This window comes from Luteibacter sp. (assembly GCF_036499525.1).
Taxonomy (GTDB): domain Bacteria; phylum Pseudomonadota; class Gammaproteobacteria; order Xanthomonadales; family Rhodanobacteraceae; genus Luteibacter.
In genome coordinates this window covers 1-22,892 of the sequence record NZ_DASYDO010000068.1, presented here as the reverse complement: position 1 = coordinate 22,892, position 22,892 = coordinate 1, and the positions used below count along the sequence as shown (strand labels likewise).

Sequence of the window (22,892 nt, the reverse complement as noted above, 5' to 3'; positions counted from 1 at the left end):
CATGGCCGCTTCAGTCGCCTCGATGCCGCTGGTGTCCGTACTGGTCCCCGCTTACAACCACGAAGCCTTCGTGCAGCACTGCCTGGACAGCATCCTGGCCGACCCGTATCCGGCCAAGGAGATCGTCATCATCGACGATGGATCGACCGATCATACCGCCGAGCGGATCGAGGCATGGCTGGCGCTGCACCGCGACCATATCCAGGTGGAATACGTCAGTCGCGAGAACAGGGGTATTGCCGCCACGCTCAACGAACTGGCCGCCCGCGCGCACGGGGACTTCCTGCGCATCGGTGCCAGCGACGATTACCTCCTGCCGGGCGGCTCGGAGGCGTTGGTCCGCTATCTCATGGCGCATCCGGCCAAGGGGGCGGCCATCGGCGACTGCGTCGTGGTCGACGGTAACGGCAACAAGATCCTCGACAGCGGCATGTGCGACCTGCACGGTGCCGACAAGCGCCTCTACCGGTCCGACGACGGCATCCGCCGGGCGGTAATCAGCCATTGGGCGATCGGTGGTCCGGTGACGATGCTGCGCAAGGGTGCGCTGGAGACCGTCGCGCGCTGGACCGAGGGCTTGCGCATCGACGATTGGGACCTGTTCCTGCGTCTGGCTGCACGCGACGCCATCGGCTTCATCGACGTCAAGGTGTGCGCGTACCGCCTGCATGGCGCGAACTTCAGCAAGACACGACATACCGCCACGCGCATCGTCAACCTTACGGAAGCGCGGGAGGTGGCTTTGCGGCGGGTTTGCATGTTCGCCGAGCCCGATCGCACGCGGCTGCGCGCCGAGGCCTGCCACATCGGCGCGAAGATCGCTTTCCTGCAGGGCCGGATGGGACGCGTCGCCGTGCATATGACGGCCTATTTCTCGTTGCTGGCGATCTCGAAGCTGCGCTTCGTCCACGCGCGTCACCGTGTGGGCGCTGCATGAAGGGGCTTCTTCGCCTGCCGTCGTCCTACCTTTGCCTGCCGATGCTCCTGGCGTGCGGCGTCACGTTGCTCACCTACGACCTGCCGGCAGGCTATGGGCAGGGGATCCTGCTGCTGGTGCTCGTGGCAGTGGGCATCATGCTGGCCGACATGGTGTCCGGAACCAGACTACCCCCGCCGGAGCGATTTCGCGCGCGGCACTACGCGGGAACGCGCGAGGCGTTCGTGGCGCTCGCGTTCGCTGCCGTGGTGGTCGTGTTCTGCGTGCTGGACGTAGCGCTCTACCCGGTGCCGCTGATCAGCGACCCCTCGTCGTATGCCACCCTGGCGCCCGGTCGCGAGCATCTCCGGCATATCTCCGACATGTGCTGGATACTGCCGGTCATCGGCCTGCTTTGCGCGCGCCACCCGGGGCTGCGTTACGGGCTGGTGGTCGTGGGGCTGCTGTTCCCGGTGCTGGTGATCGACCGCAATCGCATCTTCGCCGGGTTGTTCTCCATCGCTTTCGTGCTGACGTTCCGTCGCGATGTCGCGCGACCCCTGCCGTGGAAGGCCATCGGCCTGCTGGCAGTCCTCGGCTGCGTGGTGTTCTCGGTGCTCGGTACGCTGCGCTCAGGTTCCATCGAGCAGGTGAGGTTGCCCTTCGGCGATCTCTACAAGGCAGCGCCGCAAGGCGTGAAGTGGTTGTTGCTTTACGTCAGTGCGGGTCCGTACAACTTCGCGTCGATGCTTGCCAAGCATTACGCCAACCCGGATTTCCTCTTCCACCAGCTCGTACCGGGTAGCGGGCCGCTACTCACGGCGGATACCGATATCCCGTTCGATGCTGGCAACATCAACGTCGGCACCGAATACCTTCCCTTCCTGCTGGCCTGGGGCGTAGGTGGCGCGATCGCGTCCATGCTGGCGGCATATGCGCTGCTGCTCTGGTGCGTTCGGCGGTTGAGCGCGGGGGTATCCCTGTTCGGCCTCCTGATGTTCCTGCGCATCGCCTATGTCTCGGTCATGGCGCCGTTCGCACCCCAGATCTTCATCGGGATGAACGGCGGCTTCCTCGTGCTTTGCCTCCTGCTGCAGATGCTGGCAGGGCTGCTGCCGAACCGGCGCCTGGCACTCCCATCCCGTTCCACCCATCGTGAGTTACCGGCATGGCAAGCGACGACGAAATCTATTTGATCGACATGTGGCGCATCGTCGTCCGCGAGTGGCGCTGGTTCATCAGTGTCGGTTTCGTGGTCCTCGCGGCCACCTTCGCCTATCTGCACCATGCACGTAACCAGTGGGAGGCCACAGCCTGGATACAGATCGGCCAGGTGGGCACGACCCCGGTGGGGCAAGACCCCCACGTCGAGGCTTTCTCGCGCACGGTCGAACGGCTGGAAACCGCGGCGTTCCAGGACGAGGTGCTGAAGAGCGTCGGCGTGCCCGTGGACGCGGCCGAGGGCAGGCTGTATCGCCACAGCATGAAGATCGAGCAGCTGGCATACGCCAATCTCATCAAGCTTCGGGTACGCGGGTATTCGGCTGAAGATGCCAAAGAGCTGGCGACGGCAACGGCCACGGTGCTGCATGCCGTGCACGCCCGGATCGCCGCCGCCCCCGTGGCGCTTGCCAAGGGACGCATGGAGGAGCTGGAGGCGACGCTGAAAGAAACCCGGGCCAATCGCGACCGCCTGATGGCGGAAGCCTCGGGCGACGGACAGGCAGCTGGCCTGGCTGGCGTGGCACTGGCCACCAGCAACGACGACCTCCGTGCCCTCGAGCAGTCGCGTTCCGAACTGGCGGGGCGCCAGCTCGCCAACTACACCTACGAGACCTCGATGGCCTGGCCGGTCTATGTGCCGAAGGAGCGGGCGTTCCCGAATACCTTTCTCACTGCTGCTATCGGGCTACTCGCCGCCGCCTTCCTTGCCACGCTAGCCGCGGTGGCGAGGCATGCGCTGCGCTCACGCGGATTCAACCGAAGTCGCGCATGACGGCACTTACCGACATGAACCAGCAAACAGGAACCGGGCATGCCACATCCGGTGGTTTCGACGAGGCGCGGCTGCTCGACACGCAGCGGGCGTTCGACAGCGTCGCGCCCGATTACGACGGGCCGCGCGGCAACAACGAACTGATCCAGCGCATGCGCACGACGATGTGGAATACCGTCGGCGCCGAACTGCCATCCGGATCGCGCCTTCTCGACCTGGGCTGCGGCACGGGCCTGGACGCGGTGGAGTTCGCGCGCCACGGGTACCACGTGGTGGCCAGTGACTGGTCGCCCGAGATGGTGGAGCGAACGCGTGGCCGGGCCATCGACGCCGGTGTCGAATCGCGCCTGAGCCCCGTGCACCTGGGCATACAGCAATTGCACCTGCTCGGCGGCCGGTTCGACGGCATCTATTCCAACTTCGGTCCGTTGAACTGCGCGCCCGACCTGCGCGCCGTCGCGGACGAATGCGCCCGGCTGGTGCGTCCCGGCGGTAGCCTGGTCTTCTCCGTGATGGGCCGGATCTGTCCGTGGGAGCTAGGCCATTACGCCTTGCGCCGCCGATTCGGCCGCGCGCGCGTGCGTTTCGGCACCGGTGTGCAGGCGGTAGGCATGAACGGCCACACCATCTGGACGTGGTACTACACGCCGCGCGAGTTCCACGCGGCGTTCTCCGGACACTTCACCCTTGCCAGCTACCGTGCACTCAGCCTCTTCCTGCCGCCCCCCTACATGGTGGACCGCTATCGCCGCCGCCCCGGCTGGTACGAGCGTCTTGGCCGGGTGGACGACCGCTTCGGCGATCTTCCCCTGCTGCGCGACATGGGCGACCACTTCCTGATCGTCATGCATCGGCGCTGAGCATGCGCGTCATGGCATCCCTTCCGGGCTTCACCCTCACCGGCGCCGCACTGGTCGGCAGCGGCCGCGCCACTCGCGCACCGCTGTATCTGCGTGGTGGCCACATCGCCACGCGCGCCGCGACGCGCGACGTTACGATTAACCTTCGCGACCACCTGGTTTTTCCCGCCCTGTTGAACGCGCACGAGCACCTGCAGGTGAACAACGTGCCGCCGCTACCCGGGGACACCGTCTTTCCGAATGCCTACGACTGGATCGACGCTTTCCAGGCGCACTTCGCCGAGCCGGCGACGGTGGCCGCGCTCGCGGTCCCGAAAGCGAGGCGCATGCGCCACGGCGGACTGAAGAACCTGCTTGCGGGCGTCACCTGTGTCGCACACCACGACCCGTGGCACCCCGTGCTCGACAGTCCCAATTTCCCGGTGAGCGTGTTGCGCGACCATGGCTGGAGCTACGCGCTGCACGGTCCGGTCTACGGACCGCCGGTGCGGTCCAGTTTTGCCGCGACCCCGTTCGGCCGGCCGTGGATGATCCACCTGGCCGAAGGCACGGACGCGGTGGCAGCGAGCGAACTCGACGAACTCGATCGCATGGGCTGCCTTGCCGCCAACACGTTGCTCATCCATGGCGTGGGTATGGGTGCACGCGACATCCAGCGGGTCATCGCCGCCGGTGCCGGCGTGGTCTGGTGCCCGGGGAGCAATCGTCGATTGCTCGGGCGCTCGCTCGATCCGCGCCCGCTACAGGCTGCGGGCCGCCTGGCGCTGGGCAGCGATTCGCGGCTGAGCGGCGCCCGCGACCTGCTCGAGGAACTGCACTGCGAACGCCTGCGCGGCGAACTCGGTTCCGAGGCGTTGCTTGGACTGGCGACGGTGGATGCCGCGCGCATCCTCGGCCTTCCCACCCGTGGCAGCCTCGATACTGCTTGCGTCGCGGACTTCGTGGTCGTCGAAGACCGCGGTGGCAACGTGGCGGATAACTTCGTGGGCCGCTCGCGTGCCGAGTTGCGTGCCGTGGTGCGCGACGGCCTGCCTTGCCTGGCCGATCCCGATTTCGCCGACTGGTTCGCCGCGGCGAATGTCGACACGATGGCGGTGACGCTCGACGGCAAGCCGAAGCTGCTGGCTCGCGCTTTCGTCGATCCCGACCTGCTGGCCATGGAGCCGGGGCTGGAAGCGCGGCCTCACGTCGAGCGTGCGATTCGCCGGGCAGGTGGCAACGCATGACCGCTACGACCGCTACGCCCATCCTTGAACCTGCGCTGGCCTACGCGCTTTGGGCCGCGGACTATCCGGCGTACGCGCACAACCCGGTCATGCGCGCGGAAGAACGCGCGATGCTTGGATTGCTGCCCACCGACCTGCGTGACACGGTCGTGGTAGATGCGGGTTGCGGCAGCGGGCGTTACATGCGCCACGCGCTTTCGCGCGGGGCCGCCCATGTGCATGGCGTGGACCTGTCGCCCGAGATGCTGGCACGGGCCGCCGCGGTGCCGGCGGAAGCGAATGCGGCGTCTCGCGTGGCGTTGGTACAGGGCAGCCTGGACGCATTGCCGCTGGGCGATGGCGTCGCTGATCTCACCCTGTCCGGACTGACGATCGGACACCTCGAACGGCTCGAGCCGGCGCTCGCCGAATTGCGCCGGGTGACGCGTCCGGGTGGCCGTATCCTCTGCAGCGATGTGCATCCGACCGGCCACGCGCTCGGATGGCTGCGCGATTTCAAGGCGGGCGGTCACCGCTACGCCGTGCGCCATACGCCCCATCTCTATAGTGACTGGCACGCGGCCTGCCTGCGCCTCGGCCTCGCGATCGAACGCGTGCTCGAACCCATGCTGGACCCCACCGACATTCCCGAGGGCGCGCATTTCGATCGCCAGGCGCTCGATGTACCGGTGGCGCTGGTGTTCCGGTTGCGCCGCATTCCCGCTCCTCCGCCCGGTTCGCTGCCATGATGTCGTCCCCGAACACCTTGTTGGTCAACCCGACCATCACCTCGCGCGCCAGCGCGCGGTTCCCTCTGTCGCTGCTGCACCTTTCCGCGGCGCTGGATCGCAGCGGAACGAGCCGTATCGTGGACGGGAACGTGGATCGCGACGTGGTCGGCGCCACGCTGCGGGCGCTGGAGGAAGGGCGTTTCGACGCGGTCGGCCTCAGCGTCATGGGCGGCCCGCAGATGGAACCGTCAATCGCCGTCTCCAGGGCGATACGCGAACGCCATCCCCACCTGCCCATCATCTGGGGAGGCTACTTCCCGACGCTGTATACCGATACCGCGCTGTCCGCCCCGTACGTCGATTACGCGATACGTGGACAGGGCGAGGAGAGCCTGCCCGAACTGCTGGCGGCGCTGGGTCGCCCCGACCAGGACGTATCGCGCATCGGCGGGCTTTCGTGGAAACACGACGGTGTCGCCGTGCACAACCCGAACCGGCGCTTCTCGCTCGACGACAGCGGCATCGTGCTGCCTTACGGCAAGCTCGGCGATCCGCGCCGCTACCTTGCGCCCACCTTCCTCGGCCGGCGCACGGCCGCTCACCAGGCCGCGATCGGCTGCCGTTTCCGTTGCACGTTCTGCGGCGTGGCGGCGATGTTCGGCGGCACGACGGCACTCCCCACCACGGCGCGCCTCGAACGCGACCTCCGCTATCTCAAGCACGAACTGGGTGCCGATTCCATCCAGTTCTTCGATCACAACTTCTTCGATCGCGAGGCGGACATGGTGCCGCTGCTCGAAATCATGGCGAAGCTGGAACTGCCCTGGTGGTGCTACGCGCGCTCCGATGCGTTGCTGAACCTCTCTGAATCGACCTGGAAGCTGGTGCGCAAGAGTCGCCTGCGGATGGCGTATATCGGTGCCGAGTCGCCCAGCGGGGCGATGCTGAAGGAGATCCGCAAGGGCACTCGCCCGGACCAGACCCTGGAAGTGGCGGAACTGTGCCGGCGCAACGGAGTGATCCCGGAACTCTCCTTCATGGTCGCGCCCCCCGTGAACACCGAGGAAGAGACCATCCATACCTTCGAGTTCATCCGCGAACTGAAGAAGATCAATCCGCAGTCGGAAATCATCGTGTACATCTACACGCCACTGCCGGAAGGCAGCAAGCACGAGAAGGATCGCGGCAAGCGCGCGTCCATGCCGCTGCTGGACCTGGACGGCGAGCCGGTGGCGTTTCCCTCGTCGCCGGAGGAGTGGACGGAGAAGCGCTGGGTCGACTATGCCTGCCATGCGGATGCGCCATGGCTGGGCGACGACCTGCGCCGGCACATCCAGGATTTCGTCACGGTACTGCGCTGCCGCTTCCCCACGGTGCAGGACCTGCGCTCGCCACCGTGGGCGAAGCGTGGCCTGAGCGCGATGGCGGCGTGGCGTTATCGCCGTCGCCGCTACGACAAGCCATGGGAGCTCAACCTCGCCAATCGCCTGGTGCGCCTGCGGCTGCCGCAGGTGTCGGGCCTCTGAGGGCATCGCGCTTGCACGCCGTCATGGTCAACTTCATCGGCGCGCCGCCGGCCCTGACAGTGGACGACGTGTTAAAGAGCTGGAGCTCGCTCGCGGACATCGCGGACATCGTCACCCGGGGCGGCACGCGGGTATCGGTCGTGCAGATGGCGGGATTCGACGCCCAGGTAGAGCGGGCAGGCGTGGACTATCGCTTCGTCGACACGGGGGGTACGCGCAACGCGGGCGAACTAGGCCGTCGTGCCGCCAGCGTCGTCGCTTCACTCCGTGCGGATGTCATACACGTACACGGGCTCGCCTACGCCCGCCACGCGGCGGCCATGGCGCGGGCCTACCCTTCGCCGCCGGTCGTTCTCCAGGATCACGCCGACGGCATACCGCGCGGCTGGAGGCGCCTGCCATGGCGGTACTGGTACCGCGTGGCCTCGGGCATCGCTTTCACGTCGCCGGAGCTGGCCGAGCCTTTCCTGCGCCGGGGCCTGTTCCGCCACGACACCCGGTTCTTCGCCATACCGGAAAGCAGCAGCCGCTTCACGCCCGGCGACCGGGCGGAAGCACGCGCAGCCACGGGATTGCACGGCGCCCCGTGCGTACTTTCGGTGGGCCACCTGGCTCCGGGCAAGGACCCCATCACGATGCTCGACGGCGTGGCACGTGCCGCCGAGCGCCTGCCAGATATCCAGTTGTACTGCGCGTTCGGCACCGCGCCCTCGATGGTCGACGTACAGGAGCGGATCGGTAGGGACGCGCGTCTCGCTGGACGCGTGCACCTGCTCGGCAACGTGCCGCATGCCCGGATCGAAGCGCTCATGCGTGCGGCGGACGTGTACGTTTCCGCAAGTGTCGCCGAAAGCTCCGGTTATGCCCTGCTGGAAGCGATGGCCTGCGGTACGTTCCCCGTGGTGACGGACATCCCCGCCGCGCGGGCGATCACGGGAGATGGCCGCGTGGGCAAGCTGTGGCGGCGGGGCGACGCAACGGCACTCGCCGACGCGCTCGCTGCCACGTTCGTGAAGGGAAGTGATCGACGCGCGGTGCGCGAACACTTCGACCGGACCCTCTCCTTCGATGCCTTGGGTGCGCGCTGGGCTGACGCTTACGCGCAGCTGATCGCCGCGAAGGTTTCGCCGTGAAGATCGCCATGGTGCTCCCCGGCGGCGTGGCCCGCGACGGCGAGAGGCAGGTGATCCCCGCGTTCCTCGCGCTGATCGAGCGGCTGGCGCGCGGGCATGAGGTGCATGTGTTCGCGCTGCACCAGGAAGCGGAGCCCGGGTCGTGGCCACTGCGGGGGGCTACCATCCATAACATCGGGACGGGGCGCACCGTCTGGCGCGCCATCCAGGCCATCCGCGCGGAACACCGGCGCATGCCGTTCGACGTGGTGCAGGCGATCTTCTCCGGACATTGCGGTTTCATCGCTGTCGCTTCCGCGAAATCGCTCGGTTTACCCAGCCTCGTGCACATCGCCGGCGGCGAACTCGTGGCGCTGCATTCGATCCTCTACGGTGGCCGCCGGAAGTGGCGCGGCCGCCTGCGCGAAGCACTCGTGCTGCGCATGGCGGACACCGTCAGCGCCGCGAGCGCGCCGATCGTTCGTTCGCTGCGTGCGCTGGGTATTCCCGCGTACCGCATACCGCTGGGCGTGGATACCGATGCGTGGACACCGCTCGCACCGCGCCCGCGCGACAGGGGTCCCGCGCAACTCATCCACGTCGCGAGCCTGAATCGCGTGAAGGATCAACCGACCCTGTTGCGAGCCATGGCCAAGCTGGCGAACGCGGGCATGGACTTCGACCTCCGCATCGTCGGTGTGGATACCCTGGATGGCGAGGTCCAGCGTTTGTCGCGCTGCCTTGGCCTCCAGAAGCGCGTGAGCTTCCTCGGCTTCCGCACCCAGCGCGAACTGCGTCCGCTCATAGCCTCGGCGGACCTGCTCGTCATGTCGTCGCTGCATGAGGCAGGCCCGCTGGTGCTCCTCGAGGCGGCCGTGGCGGGCGTGCCCACCGTCGGTACCGCGGTAGGACACATCGCCGAATGGGCATCGACGGCGGCGCTCGCCGTTCCCGTGGGCGATGCGAACGCGCTGGCCGATGCCGTCGCCGAGGTCATCGACGACGACCACCTGCGCCTGCGGCTGGCGACAGAAGCGCAACGCCTTGCGCTAGCGGAAAACGCGGACCATACGGCAGCATCGTTCCAGATGCTCTACGACGACCTGACCCGTTCCCGTTGAGCCCTCGTCCTAGATGGTGAGCGGCGCGCCATGTTCGAGCGCCTTGCGCACCACGTACAACGTATCCATGCGCGGAACCGGCCGGGTCAGCCAGGTCAGCAGGCGGCGGCGGTGGCCCAGGGTGACCCAGTCCTGGCCTTGCAGCCACGCCTGCGTGCGGACCATGTCGGCGCGTTCCTTCACGCTTTCCTGCGTTGGACGGAGGCGGTTCTTCAGATAGCGGACAGCGTCACCGGGGGAGCGCGACCATTCCAGCCCGGGAAGCGCGTTCAGCCAGAGGTTCGAGCAGGACAGGCTCGTGAGTGTCTGGCGGCGGGCGAAGGCGCGGAGGAGTGGCGGGCAGTCGCGCTCCAGGCGGGCCAGCACGGCCTTGGGAACCGCGCCCTGGTAATAGCGTGCGACGAGGCCGAGCGGCGGCAAGGCCCACCACGGAGCGTCCGCCTCCCACAACGGCTCCCAGTCGGCCGGTGCCATGCGCGAAGCTAGCAGCGCGATGTCGTTGAGGTGGATCAGGCGCAGGCTTCGGCCGCAGATATTGCCCGCGGCGTGCAGGAGCAGGTGGCTCATCAGCGCACCCATCGACGGATAGGCGTTGATGCCGGGCGGCGCTTCGTGCGAACGGACCTGCGCGGTGATGTCGACGGTGGCGACCGGCAGGCGTTCGTGGATGCGTGTATGCAGTTCGATGTTCACCGGCGTGTCGCGATGCTCGCCGAGGCCCGTCACGGGCACGACGCCGGCTGGCTTGAACACACGGTGTTTCCACTGCGCGAAGGATGCTTCGTAACCGAGCGACGCCAGCAACCCTGCCGTCGCATCGGCATGCACCTCGTCGACGAGCAGGTCGATGTCCGCCATCGGCCGGTCGCCCGGGGCGTAGAGCCCCAGCGCATGCAGCGCCGCGCCTTTCAGTGCCATGAGCGGCAAACCCGCGGTCCGGGCTGCCGCGTCGATGTGCTGGAGCAGCGTGGCGATCCTTTCATGCCGCTGCGCCACATGCCCGCGTTGCTCCACGAGAAACCGTCGCCACGCCGGGCGCTGCCAGGTGGAAAAACGGCAGAGCAGAGGCGAAATGCCATGGGCGACTGCCGCGGCGGTCGCAAGGCGCCACTCCAGTTCGGTCCAGCGCGGCATGTCGGTACCGGGAAGCGCGAGCGCGAGTTCCGCCGCCAGGATCTCGGTGGTGTCGTGGAGACCGCGACGTACGAGCTTGAGCGGAGGGGACATAACGGGCCTCAGACGAAGGGCAGGGCGACGCTTTGCATCGCCATGGACGATGGCAGCGTGGGTTGTTCGCTACGGTGGGCGCGCTCGCTTGCGATCAAGGCATCCCAGCGTTTGCACAACGCGGCTTCCGCGGTGCTGTTGATGACGCCCTGCCGCAGCGTCACCTGGTCGTGCAGGAGATCGCGGAAGCTGCGGTAGAAGTCGGAGTCGTAGGCACCGCGGAACATCATGGCCAGGTCGGCGCTGTCGTCCCAGTGCGTCTTGTCGCCGAGCTGCGCCTTCACCTCTTCGAAGAACGTTGTGCCTGGCAACGGATAGGAGACGCTGACGCCGATATCGTCCGGCGCGGCGTCCGCTACGAGTTCGCGCGTGGCGAGCAGGTCGTCGAGTTGCTCGCCGATATAGCCGAGCTGGATGAAGAAGCCGACACGGATGCCATGCGCGCCCAGGCGCCGACGGGCTCCGATGAGTTCGGGCACGCGGGTGCCTTTGGTCATGCGATCGAGCACCCGCTGGCTGCCGCTTTCCGCGCCGATCCAGGCTTCGGCGCAACCGGCCTTCGCAAGCGCGGTACACATGCGTTCGCTGGCAAGGTCGGCGCGCGTCTGGATGGTGAAGGGAACCGATCCGTCTTCGTCGTGCAGGTGCTGCGCGAATTCGCTCACCCAGTCGGCGCGGAAACCGAAGATGTCGTCTGCCATCCAGATATGGTCGGGCGCGTAGGTGCGCTTGAGCCATGTCATCTCGGCGGCGACGTCCTGCGCGGTCCGCTGGTTGTAGTGGTTGCCCCAGATGGGTTTAGCGCACCAGTTGCAGCGGAACGGGCAACCGCGCGAGGCGGCCATGTTGAGGCTGAAGTAGCCGTGGCGTTCGCGCCAGAAATCGCGATAGCGCTCGATGTCGAGCAGGTCCCAGGCAGGTTGTCCCACCACGCGCGGGTCGGGCGGCCGCGGGCCGACGTGGCCCCTGCGGACGACCCCGTCCACGATGGTGGCGACGCCGGGCAGGCCTGCCGTCCACGCATCGTCGTCGATGTCCGGGTCGCGCTCCAGCCGCTCCACGAGCGCGGTCAACGCGGCGATGCCTTCGCCGACGAGGACCACGTCGGCGCCGGCGGCGAGGAACGGCTCGGGCTGGTCGGACGCGTCGGAGCCGGCGACGATCACGCGGGCGCCCGCGGCCTGGGCCTCGGCGATCATCCGGCATGCGGCATCGCGCATGCGGCCGAGGCACATTTTCGTGAGGAAGTTGAAGTTGTCTTCGTAGAAGACGACGAGGCCGGGTGCCGCCTGCTGGAAGGCCGGCATATAGTCCTCGACGCCGTCGGACAGCATCGCGTCGAACAGCGAAAGCTCATGGCCCATGCGACGCAGCAGTGCCGCGATCTGGATGGTCGCGAGCGGGGGATAGGGTTTGCCCCGCTCCCACTGCTTCCTGTCGTAACGAAGGAAATAGGAGTGGCCTACCTGGATCTTCAGCATCGGGTGGAAGCCTCGAACGGAACCATCGGGACGCCGCGCGGGCGACGCTGCAATGGTCGTAAGTGCCGTACCCACCCGGGGAGGTTGCCTCACGGTGTTCCCGGGTCGCGGGACAACCATTCCCGTCGCGCGACGCACCCACGGGTCCGTGGGCTCCGGCCAGAGGATGACCGACCGGTAATGATGTTCCCCAGCGATATCCCCCTGCGCGACGACCCGCTCGCCGACCCGTTCGGGGAGCGCCTGCGTCCGGCCATCTGCATGAGCCGTGAGGTCCTCGGTGCCCGTTTCCGTTTCGAGAGCGACAGCATCGCCTTGCTCGAACTGGTCGAAGCGGCCTATGGCGGCCTTCCCGGGCACCGTTTTCCCGGACTTTCCCCAGAGTTCCACGTCGAACTCCGCGTGGTGCCGCGAACGGCGGGGGAGGGTTTCGTCGAGCCGCCACCCGTCCGCATGCAAGGGGGCAGGGGCCTGCTTTGCGGGGTCGTCGACGCGTCTAACTACGTGGTCCTCGCTCCGGCCCAGCGCCGGGGGCTCATCATCGTTTCCGAAGACATGCTCGCGTTCCCTTACCACGTGCGCTACGAGTTGCTGGAGTTCGCCGTCTTTCTCCTGGCCCCTCGCGTGCTGAACCTCGTGCCACTGCATGGCGCGTGTATCGGCAAGAACGGCCTGGGCGTGCTCCTGCTCGGACCTAGCGGCGCCGGTAAATCGACCCTGACACTGCAAGGCCTTCTGCACGGCATGGACTTGCTCGCGGAAGACAGTGTCTTCGTGCACCCCGAAAACCTGCTCGCCACCGGCGTGCCGAACTTCCTCCATGTGAAGCACGACACGCTACGCTTCGTCGACGACCCCGTCGCACGCGAGTGGATCGAACGTTCGCCGGTGATCCGCCGACGCAGCGGTGTTGCCAAATACGAGGCCGACCTGCGCGAGCGGCCGGGGTTTTCCGCGCAGGCGCCGTTGCGCCTGGCTGCCGCGGTCTTCGTCTCCAGCGAGCCCGCCGATGGGCCGGACGACCTGCTCAAACCCGTCCCCTGGGAATTCGTCCCGTCGATGTTGTCGGCCGACCAGCCGTATGCGGCAGGACACGCGGGATGGGACCGTTTCGTGCAGCGGATCAACCGGACCGGCGTTTACGCGTTGCGCCGCGGTCCGCATCCACGCGACGCCATCCAGGCCCTGGACCGGCTGCTGGATCGCTCCGGCACGACGGACTGACATGGCTACCGGCCCCACCGAGCGAACCCCCTCGCCGCTGCGCGCCCTGCTGGACACGCTGCCACGAGGCGATCGTCCGAAGATCGCGATGTACGTCGCGCTGTCGCTGGGCTCGGCCCTCGCGGGCAGCGTCGCGGCATTGCTGCTCGTGCCGCTGGTGCAACCGGTACACGATCTCTCCTTGCCGCACTTCCTCCTCCCGGCACCCGACAGCGACGCGCCGGCGGCCATCTTCGCGCTCGCGACCGCTGTGTTCACCCTCCTGCGCTGGCAGGCTGCGCGACTGGGCGCACGACTCACGGCGGGCTATGGCCTGGACTTGCGCCGGCGCGTCCAGGCCCGCCTGGTGGATGCGCCCTTGCCAGCCCTCGCGGATGCCACGTCGGCGGAAATCGCCAATGTGCTCACCCATAACACCGAGATCGCGGTCCAGGGACTCAGCGCGTTGCAGCAGTTGCTCGTCGCGGGCACGACCGCTGCCGTGAATCTCGCCTTCGCCTTCTGGGTGTCGCCGCCGCTGATGCTTGCCGTGCCGGTGTTCGCCGCGGCGGGCCTGCTGGCCTCGCGTGCCTTCGGCCGGGAGCAGACCGAGGTGGCAAGAGCCTACGTCGCAGGTATGACGCGCCTGTTCTGGCACAGCGAGGATCTGCCGCGCCGGTTGCGCCACGTTCGCTCGTTCGGGCGCGAGGATGCGGAGAAGGCGAGCTATGGCGAGGTCGCCGCCGGGCTGTGCCGTGGCTACGCACGCCAGTTTGAACTGATCGCATCCGGTCGTCTGGTGCTCGAACTGGTCTGCGCGGCAGGCATCGCCGGCCTCTTCATGCTGGCGCGGCGCTGGCACGGCATCGATGCCGCTTCGCTTGTCGCGGTTTGCCTGCTGCTGGGGCGCCTGCTGCCCTATGTCGCGACCACCCGGCAGAGTTTCCAGCAATTGCGCTCGGCGGTGCCGGCCATCGAACTGTGGCGCCGGTACATGGAGCTGCCCGTGGCGCAATCAGGCCTGCATGGTGCCGGCGATCCGTCGGGCGCCGTGCCGGTTCACATCGACCACATGCTGGTCCGGCCGCCGGTACGTGGGATCGAGGTGACGAATATCGCGCTGGTGCCGGGGGAGCTCACGCTCGTGCAGGGCGACTCCGGGATCGGCAAGACCAGCCTCGTCGACGTCCTTGCAGGGATGGCGCCGCCGGAAACGTTCTCCGCGTGGTCGGACCAGGGCAGCCTGAGCTTCGACGCGTATCGCGCCCTGGTGCGCAAGGGTGCCTATGTCAGCCAGGGCGTCCGCCTCTGGCAACACTCGGTACGCGAATGCCTGGCATGGGCGGCACCGGATGCCGACGACGCGACCTTGCGCCTGGCCCTTGCCGACGTGGGTCTGGATCACCGCCTCGACGACAGCGCGGAAGGCCTGGATACCGCGCTGGCCGACGCATCGAGCCGGCTTTCCGGTGGCGAACTGCAGCGTCTGCTGCTGGCCCAGGTGATTCTGCGCCAGCCGCGGCTGGCCGTGCTGGACGAGGCGACCAGCGCCCTGGACGCGGCCGCCGAACTGAACGTGCTGGCGGCCCTGAAGCGGCGCCTTCCCCACACGATCCTGCTGGTGGTCTCGCACCGCCCGGGCGTCGCGGCCCTGGCAGAGCAATCCATCGCCATCGACAGCGAACGGACGGTGGTCTCGCGGAAAAAAAGTCCTGCCGCTCGGTCTATTGTCGCCCTTCGTCAGGGGCCCTGACGTCGGCAGCGGCCACAGGGGAGCCGGCCGATCCATCGCTGAACCCGCTTCGGCGTACGATGCCGTCGTATCGTGGGCCAGACGCTGGCGCGCGACCTGGAAGGCCGCGCCTTGTGTCGCCCGCCACGGTGGCGAGGCTGGCCTTTCACGCGAGTTCAAGGCCGGTGACGGTGACGATGTCCGGTGGCATCACGCAGTTCCATGCGCATGAAGGCGCCGCCGATGCATTCGATCGCGCGGATCGCGCGCTCTATGCCGCGAAGCGCGAAGGACGCAATCGCTGCATGCTGCCCTGAGTCATAATGGTCCACCTCAGTTTCGCAAAGAGGTGATCCGAGCCCATGGAAGCAACGACACAGTGTCGCCCGGGTGCCGGTGCGGCGGCCAGGACCGAGGCCATCGTCGAGCGCGGCGAGGTCCGCTTCACCGTGCTCACGCCGCGCCTCGTCCGCCTTGAATGGAGCGCCGCCGAGGCATTCCGCGACGGCCGTACGCAAATCGTCGTGCATCGGGCTTTGGACGTTCCGCCATTCACCCTGATCGAAGACGACCGCTTCATCGAGATCGACACCGGTCCGTTGCGGGTTCGTTACGACAAAGACAGTGGCCGCTTCAGCGCCGCGAACCTCGCCGTCCTCGTCCGCCGCGACGGCGAAGCGGTGACCTGGAATCCTGGCGACGCGCAGAAGGCGAACCTGGGTGGCACGTATCGCACGCTGGATCGCTACGAAGGCGATACCTGGCAGGATGGCAGCAAGCTGCCGCTGGAAGACGGGCTGATCGCGCGTGACGGCTGGCATGTGATCGACGACACGGATAGCTTCGGCATCGACGACGCCGGCTGGGTGGTCGATCGGCCGCAGGGCGACCGCCAGGACCTGTACTTCTTCGGGTACGACCGCGATTACCGCGCGGCGCTGGGCGACTTCGCCGCGATCGCCGGACCGCAACCGATCCCGCCGCGCTTCGTGTTCGGTTACTGGTGGTCGCGTTACTGGAACTACTCCGACGAAGAGCTGCGCACACTCGGTGCCCGCTTCGAAAAGGAGCGCATTCCGCTCGACGTGCTGGTGCTGGACATGGACTGGCACACGACGCCGGGCCTGTCGCTGCGGCCGGGCCACGAGCACAAGGACGTTTTCGGCGAGGCATCGGGCTGGACGGGATACACCTTCAACCGCAGCCTCTTTCCCGATCCCAAAGCCTTCATGCGCTGGGCGCATGGGCAGAACCTTCGCATCACACTCAACCTGCATCCTGCTTCGGGCGTGATGCCGCACGAGGAGCGATACGAAGCGATGGCGAAGGCATTGTCGTGGGATACGTCCACGCAGGCACCGATACCTTTCGAGGGCGCATCACAGCCTTATATGCGCGCGCTGTTCGACACCGTGCTCGGTCCACTGGAGGCGCAGGGTGTCGATTTCTGGTGGCTGGACTGGCAGCAGTGGCCCGAGTCGAAGGCTCTCCCGGGCCTCTCCAACACGTGGTGGCTCAACCATGTCTTCTTCACCGGGATGCAGCGCGACGGCGACCGGCGCGGCCTCATCTACCATCGCTGGGGCGGGCTCGGTAACCACCGCTATCCGATCGGTTTCTCCGGCGACAGCGTGATCTCGTGGGCGTCGCTCGCCTACCAGCCGCATTTCACGTCGATGGCGTCCAACGTGCTCTACGGTTACTGGAGCCACGATATCGGCGGGCACACGTTCGACAAGAAGATCCCCCGGCCCGAGCGCCACCTCGAACCCGAACTCTATGCGCGCTGGATGCAGCTCGGCGTGTTCAGCCCGGTGCTGCGGACGCATTCGGCGAAGGAGGCGAGCCTGCACAAGGAGCCGTGGCACTTCGGTCCCCCCTACGGCGATGCGATCTTCGCGGCGATCCGCCTGCGCTACCAGCTTGCCCCGTATATCTACGCGGCGGCACGCCATGCCTACGATACCGGCGTCTCGATCGTCCGGCCCATGTACTACCACTGGCCGGGGCACGAGGAAGCGTACGCGTACCCGGGCCAGTACATGTTCGGCGAGGACATCCTCGTTGCGCCGGTGACGGTGCCCGCCGGCGCCGACGGCATGGCGCCGTTCCCCGTATGGTTGCCGCCGGGCCTGTGGTACAGCCGTGACGGTGCCGAGTCCTTCGAGGGCGGCAGCGTGTTCAGGCGCGCGTACACGCTCGGGGAGATTCCGATCTTCGTTCGCCCGGGAAGCGTCGTACCGTTGTATCCGGAAGGCTTGCGTGACCTCGCCACCGTGCCCGATACGCTGATCCTCCAGGTGTTTCCCGGTGCCGAAGGGTGCACATCGCTGTACGACGACGACGGTACGAGCCAGGGCTACCGGCGCGGCGAATTCGCGCGTACCCGTGTCCGCAGCCGGCGTGCCGGCCAGGCCCACCGCGTGCACATCGACGGCATGGACGGCGCTTATCGCGGACGTCCCGCGTCGCGCTCCTATGTTGTCGAATTCCTCGACGCCGGCATCCCCGAGAGCGTGGAACTCAACGGCGAGGTCCTGCCTTACAGTGCCGAGCCGAAGCCCCGTACCTGGCTGTTCGACACGGCCTGGCTCTGCATCCGCGTGGACCTCGGCGCGGTTTCCGTGAACGAGGCCAAGGACGTCGTCGCCCGTTTCGCGCCCGAGCACGCGCCGCCGGACGGCCTGTTGCATCGCATGCGCCGGGCCGGCGATGCGGTGAAGTACCTCAAGCAGGTATGGGGCGATATTTCGTCCTTGCCCGACGATGTGGATCTGGCCGGGCAGGCTGCCCGCGTACTGGCCTACGCCGTGGACGAAGGCGACGACGGAGGCAGGGCGGAGCGGTTCGCCGCGGCGGTGAGGGCCTTCGAGGCGCGCTTCGCTGCATTGCCCGCCAGCGTGGAGGCAACGCCGATCGACGACGCGTTCAAGCGCGGCTTCAACGACATGCTGGGGCGCTGAGTGTCGCGCCGACTTGCCGGAATCGTCCTCGCCCTCGTCGCCTGCGCGGTCCAGGCGCAGGTGCCCGTGCGGGTGGGGTCCAAGGCGGACAACGAGGGCGCGTTCCTCGGCCAGGTGATCTTGCAGGTGCTTCGCCACGAAGGCGTGCCCGCGGTCGATCGCACCCAATTGGGGCCGACGTCGATCGTTCGCCGTGCGCTGCTCAACGGCGACCTCGACGTCTATCCGGAATACACGGGGAACGCGGCCTTCTTTTTCCATCGCGAAAGCGATCCGTCGTTCCGCGACGCCGGCAAGGCCTATGCGCTCGCCGCTTCGCTGGATCTTGCCGCTAACCGGCTCGTCTGGCTGACACCGGCCCCCGCCGACAATCACTGGGCGATTGGGGTGCGTAGCGACGTGGCGAAGCGTGAGGACCTGCATACGCTGCGCGACTTAGCGCGCTGGGCGAACGGTGGTGGCGATGTGCTGCTGGCCGGTTCGGCGGAATTCGTGGAGAGCGATGCGGCGTTGCCGGCCTTCCAGTCCACCTATGGCTTCAGCCTGCGGGGCGATCAGTTGCTGGTGCTCGCCGGGGGCGATACGTCGGCGACGATCAAGGCTGCGGCGGAAGGCATCTCGGGCGTGAATGCGAGCATGGTCTATTCCACCGACGGCGCGATCGCGATCACGGGGCTCACGGTGCTGGCCGATCCCGCGCATGTGGAGATGGTTTACCAGCCCGCGCCCGTGTTTCGCGAGGAGGTGCTGCAGCGTTATCCCGGTGTGCGTGCGCCGCTCGAGGCGGCATTCCGCCCGCTGACCGTGGACGTGCTGCGCCGGCTTAATGCGCGAACGCAGATCGATGGCGAAGAGGCCTCGAAAGTGGCGGCGGATTACCTGCGCTCCGAGGGGCTGCTCAAATGATCCGCCGGCCGAACGGTATGGCGTTGCCAGTTCTCGTGTTGTCCATCGTCGGGGTGATCGCGGCATGCCTGCCGGCGTTCCTGCGGATCGCACCGAACCGTCTCCTGACGGGTGAAGCATTCAACCCGCATGCGTGGCCGGTACTGGGTGGATGGCTTCTGGTCGTCGTGTGCTCGTCGGTCGCCTTTCCGGGGCGGCGGGTGCTCCTGCTCGCCATAGCCTGGGCCGGCGTCGTCGGCTTGCCACTGCTTGCCGGTGCTGACGCCCATCGGATCCTCATGCACGCCACCCCTTATACGCGGGTGCAGGCTGGTGCAGGCTTCTGGCTCGGTTGGCTTGCCGCCGCGTTGCTCCTGCTCGACCACCTGCGCGGCATGCACAAAGCCGCACAGGCCGGTGCATGGCTCGCTGCGCTCGCAGCCGTCACCCTGGCCTTCGTGGCCGGTGCGTTCGACAGTCTGTCGCTCGTGCGCGAATGGCAGGCACAGCGCGCGCCGTTCACCGCCGCGACAGGCGAGCACCTGCGGCTCGCCGCGATCACCCTTGTGCTGGCGCTTCTGATCGGCGCGCCGCTGGGGTGGTGGGCATGGCGTACACGTCGCGGCGACGGCGTGCTCGTCGGTATCCTCGCGTTCCTGCAGACCGTGCCGTCGCTGGCATTGTTCGCCTTGCTGATAGCTCCTTTCGCCTGGCTTGCACACGCGTGGCCGGCGCTCGGCGCGCTGGGTTTCGGTGGCACGGGGGCCGCGCCCGCGGTGTTCGCGCTGCTGCTCTATGCGTTGCTTCCCGTGGTGCGCTATACCGTCGCCGGCCTGGACGCCGTGCCGGGCGATGCGCGCGAAGCGGCACGGGGCCTCGGCATGAGCCGCGCGCAGTTGCTGTGGCGCGTGCAGCTGCCGCTCGGCTGGCCGGTGCTGCTCGCGGGCCTGCGTATCGTCGCCGTGCAAACCATCGGGCTTGCCGCCGTCGCCGCATTGATCGGCGCGGGCGGGCTGGGCCGGTTCGTCTTCCTCGGCATCGGACAGGGCGCCATGGACATGGTGATGCTGGGTACGCTCGCCATCATCGTGATGGCCCTGGCTGTCGACCTTCTTTTCCAGGGGCTGCTGGCCCTTACGGAGCGCCGCGCATGATCGAGTTCGAGCACGTCCGCAAGCGCTTCGGTGACCATGTCGTGATCGACGACCTGTCGCTGCGCGTCGAGGATGGTGAGTTCTTCGTGCTGGTGGGGCCATCGGGCTCGGGCAAGTCCACGTTGTTGCGCACGGTGAACCGCCTCGTCCACGTCGACGCGGGTTGCGTGCGCGTGGATGGCGAGGATGTCGCCACGCGCAACGTCGAAACCCTGCGCCGCGGTATCGGCTACGCCATCCAGTCCGTGGGCTTGTTCCCCCACCGCACGGTGGCGGAAAACATCGCGACGGTGCCACGCCTGCTGCGCTGGCCGGAAGCCGACATCCGCGCACGCGTCGACGAGCTGATCGCGCTGCTGCGCCTTGACGGCATGGCGGAGCGCTATCCCCATACGCTCTCGGGCGGTCAGCAGCAGCGTGTCGGCGTGGCGCGCGCCCTCGCGGCCCGCCCGCGCATCGTGCTGATGGACGAGCCGTTTGGCGCACTCGATCCGCTGACCCGCGAATCGTTGCAGGGCAGCCTCAAGGCCATTCAGCGCGACATGGGCACGACGATCTTGTTCGTCACGCACGACATGGACGAAGCCTTCGGCCTGGGCGACCGCGTGGGCCTGATGCTGGACGGCGGCCTCGTGCAGGTGGGCAAACCGCTGGAACTGCTCCATGCTCCCGCCGACGAACGCGTGCGCGATTTCGTCGGCGGCACGCGCGCGCGACTGCGCGAACTCGCCGTGCGCACGGTCGGGGAGAACATGCGGCGCGGCGAACAGGCGGAAGGCGAGCCGGTGGATGCGGGTACCACGTTGCAGGAAGCGCTCGGGGCGATGCTCACCCAGGGACGCGACCGTTTGCCGGTGCACGAGCATGGTCAGGCCGTCGGTGCGATCGTCCTCGTCGATCTCGTGGCGCGCGGCGCATGAGGGTTTTCGCGCCTTTCGCGGTGCTGGTCCTGCTGTTGCTGGGGCTGCCGCACGTGGGCGGATGGTTTCACGCCTGGCAGCCCGAACTCACGCATCCGCTGTACACGCGTACATCGTTCCTCTCGTTGACGCTGGCGCATCTCGGCCTGGTCGTGGCGGCTACGTCGGTGGCGGTCGCGATCGGCCTCGGTCTCGGCATCGTCGCCACGCGTCCGGCGGGGCGTTCGCTGCTTCCCACCGTCCGCGCGGTGGCGGTCATCGGGCAGACCGTTCCGCCGGTGGCGGTATTGGCAATCGCGGTGCCCTTGCTGGGCTTCGGTGCTGCGCCCACCTTGCTGGCGTTGGTTCTCTACGGCGTGCTGCCCGTGCTGGGCCAGACCGTGGCGGGGCTGGACCAGGTGCCGGCGGACGCGTTGCACGCGGCGGACGGCATGGGTTACGGCCGCTGGCGCCGCCTTCTGGACGTGGAACTGCCGTTGGCTGCCGGGCCGGTCATGGCCGGCGTACGTCTATCGGCGATCGTGGGTGTCGGCACGGCGACCATCGGTTCGGCTGTCGGTGCGACCACGCTAGGCTCGCCGATCGTGGAAGGCCTGGTCGGCAATAACCCCGCGTACGTCGTGCAGGGCGCATTGCTGGTCGGCGCGCTGGCGCTGACGGTGGATGCCGTCCTGGCGGCGCTAGAACGCCGCGTGCGTCGACAAACCTGATCGCGGATTGTAGGAGCGCGCCCTGCGCGCGACCGCCTTTCGCGAAATGCAACAGGTCCCGTTGCTCTCGGCGAAAAGACGTCGCGCGCAGGGCGCGCTCCTACAACGAAGCCTTGTTACCAGATCCGCACGCGCTGCTTCGGATCGAGGTACAGCTTCTGCCCCGGCTTCGGCTGGAACGCGTCGTACCACGGGTCGAGGTTGCGCACGGTCTGTGCGCGGAACGGGCCCGGCGCGTGACCGTCGCCGATCACCTGCTGGCGCAGCGCGGCGTCGCGGGTCTTCGTGCGCCAGGACTGCGCGAAGGCGAGGAAGAAGCGCTGGTCGCCGGTCATGCCGTTGATGATCGGCGCGACTTTGCCGCCCAGCGAGGCGTGATACGCCTCATAGGCTGCGGTCAGCCCCGCCACATCGGCGATATTCTCGGCGAGCACCTGCTTGCCGTTGAGGCGCAGCCCCGGCAGCACTTCATAGCCGCTATACTGGTCCGCCAGCGCCGTACCCGCCGCCTCGAAATGCTTGAGATCGTCGGGCGTCCACCAGTTGCGCAGCGTCCCGGCCGAGTCGAAATCGGCGCCGGTATTGTCGAAGCTGTGGCTGATCTCATGCCCGATCACCGCGCCGATCGAGCCATAATTGCTCGCCGCGTCCGCCGCCGGATCGTAGAACGGCGCCTGCAGGATCGCCGCCGGGAAGTTGAGCGCATTCTGGAGCGGCAGGTTGACCGCATTGACCGTCTGCGGCTCCATCCACCATTCGCCGCGATCGACCGGCTGGCCGAGCTTGGAGAGCTGGTGGCGATATTCGGCGAGCCGGGCGCGGTGCATGTTGCCGACCGGATCGTCGGCCCTGACCTCCAGGCCGGCATAGCTGCGCCATTTCTCGGGATAGCCGATGCCGACGCGCATCGTCTCGATCTTCTTGCGCGCCTCGGCCTTGGTCGCCTCGTCCATCCAGGTGAGGCCGGAGACGCGCTTGTCGAACGCCGCCTTGATGTTGGTCACCATGTTCTGGATGTCGGCCTTGGACGAGGCCGGGAAATAATCCTTCACATAAAGCTGGCCGACCGCGTCGCCCAGATTGTTGTTCACGCTGGCAATCGCGCGCTTCTCGCGGGCGCGCATCGCCTGCTGGCCGCGCAGCTGCTTCG

The 22,892-nt window shown here is 67.5% G+C and carries 20 protein-coding genes; 17 read left to right on the top strand and 3 right to left on the bottom strand.

Annotation, left to right across the window (positions count from 1 at the left end):
• Position 1 precedes the first annotated feature (1 nt).
• From VGM71_RS13580 to VGM71_RS13540, 9 genes are read left to right on the top strand one after another with little or no spacing between them, the layout of a single operon-like run.
• Positions 2-937 carry a glycosyltransferase family 2 protein gene (locus VGM71_RS13580; protein ID WP_331546009.1) on the top strand — a complete coding sequence of 312 codons (936 nt, stop codon included), beginning with the start codon at positions 2-4 and terminating at the stop codon, positions 935-937.
• Positions 934-2,112 (top strand): hypothetical protein, encoded by a 1,179-nt coding sequence (locus VGM71_RS13575; RefSeq protein WP_331546007.1) that lies wholly within the window; start codon positions 934-936, stop codon positions 2,110-2,112. Before VGM71_RS13580 ends, VGM71_RS13575 begins: the two co-directional genes overlap by 4 nt.
• Complete coding sequence (locus VGM71_RS13570; RefSeq protein WP_331546005.1) at positions 2,085-2,912, top strand: Wzz/FepE/Etk N-terminal domain-containing protein; 828 nt, start codon at positions 2,085-2,087, stop codon at positions 2,910-2,912. The genes VGM71_RS13575 and VGM71_RS13570 overlap by 28 nt, the downstream gene beginning before the upstream one ends.
• Positions 2,913-2,926: 14 nt before the next feature.
• Positions 2,927-3,772: a class I SAM-dependent methyltransferase gene (locus VGM71_RS13565; RefSeq protein WP_331546189.1), complete on the top strand. Its 846-nt coding sequence runs from the start codon at positions 2,927-2,929 to the stop codon at positions 3,770-3,772.
• A gap of 2 nt (positions 3,773-3,774) precedes the next feature.
• Positions 3,775-4,998 carry an amidohydrolase family protein gene (locus VGM71_RS13560; protein ID WP_414675134.1) on the top strand — a complete coding sequence of 408 codons (1,224 nt, stop codon included), beginning with the start codon at positions 3,775-3,777 and terminating at the stop codon, positions 4,996-4,998.
• Positions 4,995-5,726, top strand: a complete 732-nt coding sequence (locus tag VGM71_RS13555; RefSeq protein WP_331546001.1) for a class I SAM-dependent methyltransferase — start codon at positions 4,995-4,997, stop codon at positions 5,724-5,726. Before VGM71_RS13560 ends, VGM71_RS13555 begins: the two co-directional genes overlap by 4 nt.
• Positions 5,723-7,234, top strand: coding sequence for a B12-binding domain-containing radical SAM protein (locus VGM71_RS13550; RefSeq protein WP_331545999.1), 1,512 nt, complete (start codon positions 5,723-5,725; stop codon positions 7,232-7,234). Before VGM71_RS13555 ends, VGM71_RS13550 begins: the two co-directional genes overlap by 4 nt.
• A 23-nt stretch (positions 7,235-7,257) precedes the next feature.
• Positions 7,258-8,367, top strand: coding sequence for a glycosyltransferase family 4 protein (locus tag VGM71_RS13545; protein WP_414675137.1), 1,110 nt, complete (start codon positions 7,258-7,260; stop codon positions 8,365-8,367).
• On the top strand, positions 8,364-9,467 hold the full coding sequence (locus VGM71_RS13540) for a glycosyltransferase family 4 protein (protein ID WP_331545995.1): 1,104 nt from the start codon (positions 8,364-8,366) through the stop codon (positions 9,465-9,467). The genes VGM71_RS13545 and VGM71_RS13540 overlap by 4 nt, the downstream gene beginning before the upstream one ends.
• Positions 9,468-9,476: 9 nt before the next feature.
• On the opposite strand, the gene VGM71_RS13535 is transcribed toward VGM71_RS13540, so the two are convergent.
• Positions 9,477-10,694: a nucleotidyltransferase family protein gene (locus tag VGM71_RS13535; RefSeq protein WP_331545992.1), complete on the bottom strand. Its 1,218-nt coding sequence runs from the start codon at positions 10,692-10,694 to the stop codon at positions 9,477-9,479.
• Between the two features lie 8 nt (positions 10,695-10,702).
• Positions 10,703-12,175, bottom strand: coding sequence for a radical SAM protein (locus VGM71_RS13530; protein ID WP_331546187.1), 1,473 nt, complete (start codon positions 12,173-12,175; stop codon positions 10,703-10,705).
• Positions 12,176-12,355: 180 nt separating this feature from the next.
• On the opposite strand from VGM71_RS13530, the gene VGM71_RS13525 reads away from it, so the two are divergent.
• The 8 genes from VGM71_RS13525 (at position 12,356) to VGM71_RS13490 (ending at position 21,742) form a co-directional block, all read left to right on the top strand.
• Positions 12,356-13,399 carry a serine kinase gene (locus VGM71_RS13525; RefSeq protein ID WP_331545990.1) on the top strand — a complete coding sequence of 348 codons (1,044 nt, stop codon included), beginning with the start codon at positions 12,356-12,358 and terminating at the stop codon, positions 13,397-13,399.
• A gap of 1 nt (position 13,400) precedes the next feature.
• Positions 13,401-15,131: an ABC transporter ATP-binding protein gene (locus VGM71_RS13520; RefSeq protein WP_331545988.1), complete on the top strand. Its 1,731-nt coding sequence runs from the start codon at positions 13,401-13,403 to the stop codon at positions 15,129-15,131.
• A 113-nt stretch (positions 15,132-15,244) separates the two neighbouring features.
• Entirely contained in the window at positions 15,245-15,427 is a 183-nt protein-coding gene (locus VGM71_RS13515; protein ID WP_331545986.1) for a GGDEF domain-containing protein, read from the top strand.
• 45 nt (positions 15,428-15,472) lie between these two features.
• Positions 15,473-18,073 carry a glycoside hydrolase family 31 protein gene (locus VGM71_RS13510; protein ID WP_331545984.1) on the top strand — a complete coding sequence of 867 codons (2,601 nt, stop codon included), beginning with the start codon at positions 15,473-15,475 and terminating at the stop codon, positions 18,071-18,073.
• Positions 18,074-18,979 (top strand): glycine betaine ABC transporter substrate-binding protein, encoded by a 906-nt coding sequence (locus tag VGM71_RS13505; protein WP_331545982.1) that lies wholly within the window; start codon positions 18,074-18,076, stop codon positions 18,977-18,979. It abuts the gene before it with no gap.
• Positions 18,976-20,112, top strand: coding sequence for an ABC transporter permease (locus VGM71_RS13500; protein WP_331545980.1), 1,137 nt, complete (start codon positions 18,976-18,978; stop codon positions 20,110-20,112). Before VGM71_RS13505 ends, VGM71_RS13500 begins: the two co-directional genes overlap by 4 nt.
• Positions 20,109-21,032, top strand: a complete 924-nt coding sequence (locus tag VGM71_RS13495; protein ID WP_331545978.1) for an ABC transporter ATP-binding protein — start codon at positions 20,109-20,111, stop codon at positions 21,030-21,032. Before VGM71_RS13500 ends, VGM71_RS13495 begins: the two co-directional genes overlap by 4 nt.
• Positions 21,029-21,742 (top strand): ABC transporter permease, encoded by a 714-nt coding sequence (locus VGM71_RS13490; RefSeq protein ID WP_331545976.1) that lies wholly within the window; start codon positions 21,029-21,031, stop codon positions 21,740-21,742. Before VGM71_RS13495 ends, VGM71_RS13490 begins: the two co-directional genes overlap by 4 nt.
• 116 nt (positions 21,743-21,858) lie before the next feature.
• Here the strand turns inward: VGM71_RS13490 and VGM71_RS13485 are convergent, their stop codons facing one another.
• The gene (locus VGM71_RS13485) at positions 21,859-22,884 is read right to left on the bottom strand and encodes a M13 family metallopeptidase (protein ID WP_331546185.1); all 1,026 of its coding nucleotides are present in this window, start codon (positions 22,882-22,884) and stop codon (positions 21,859-21,861) included.
• Positions 22,885-22,892 lie beyond the last annotated feature (8 nt).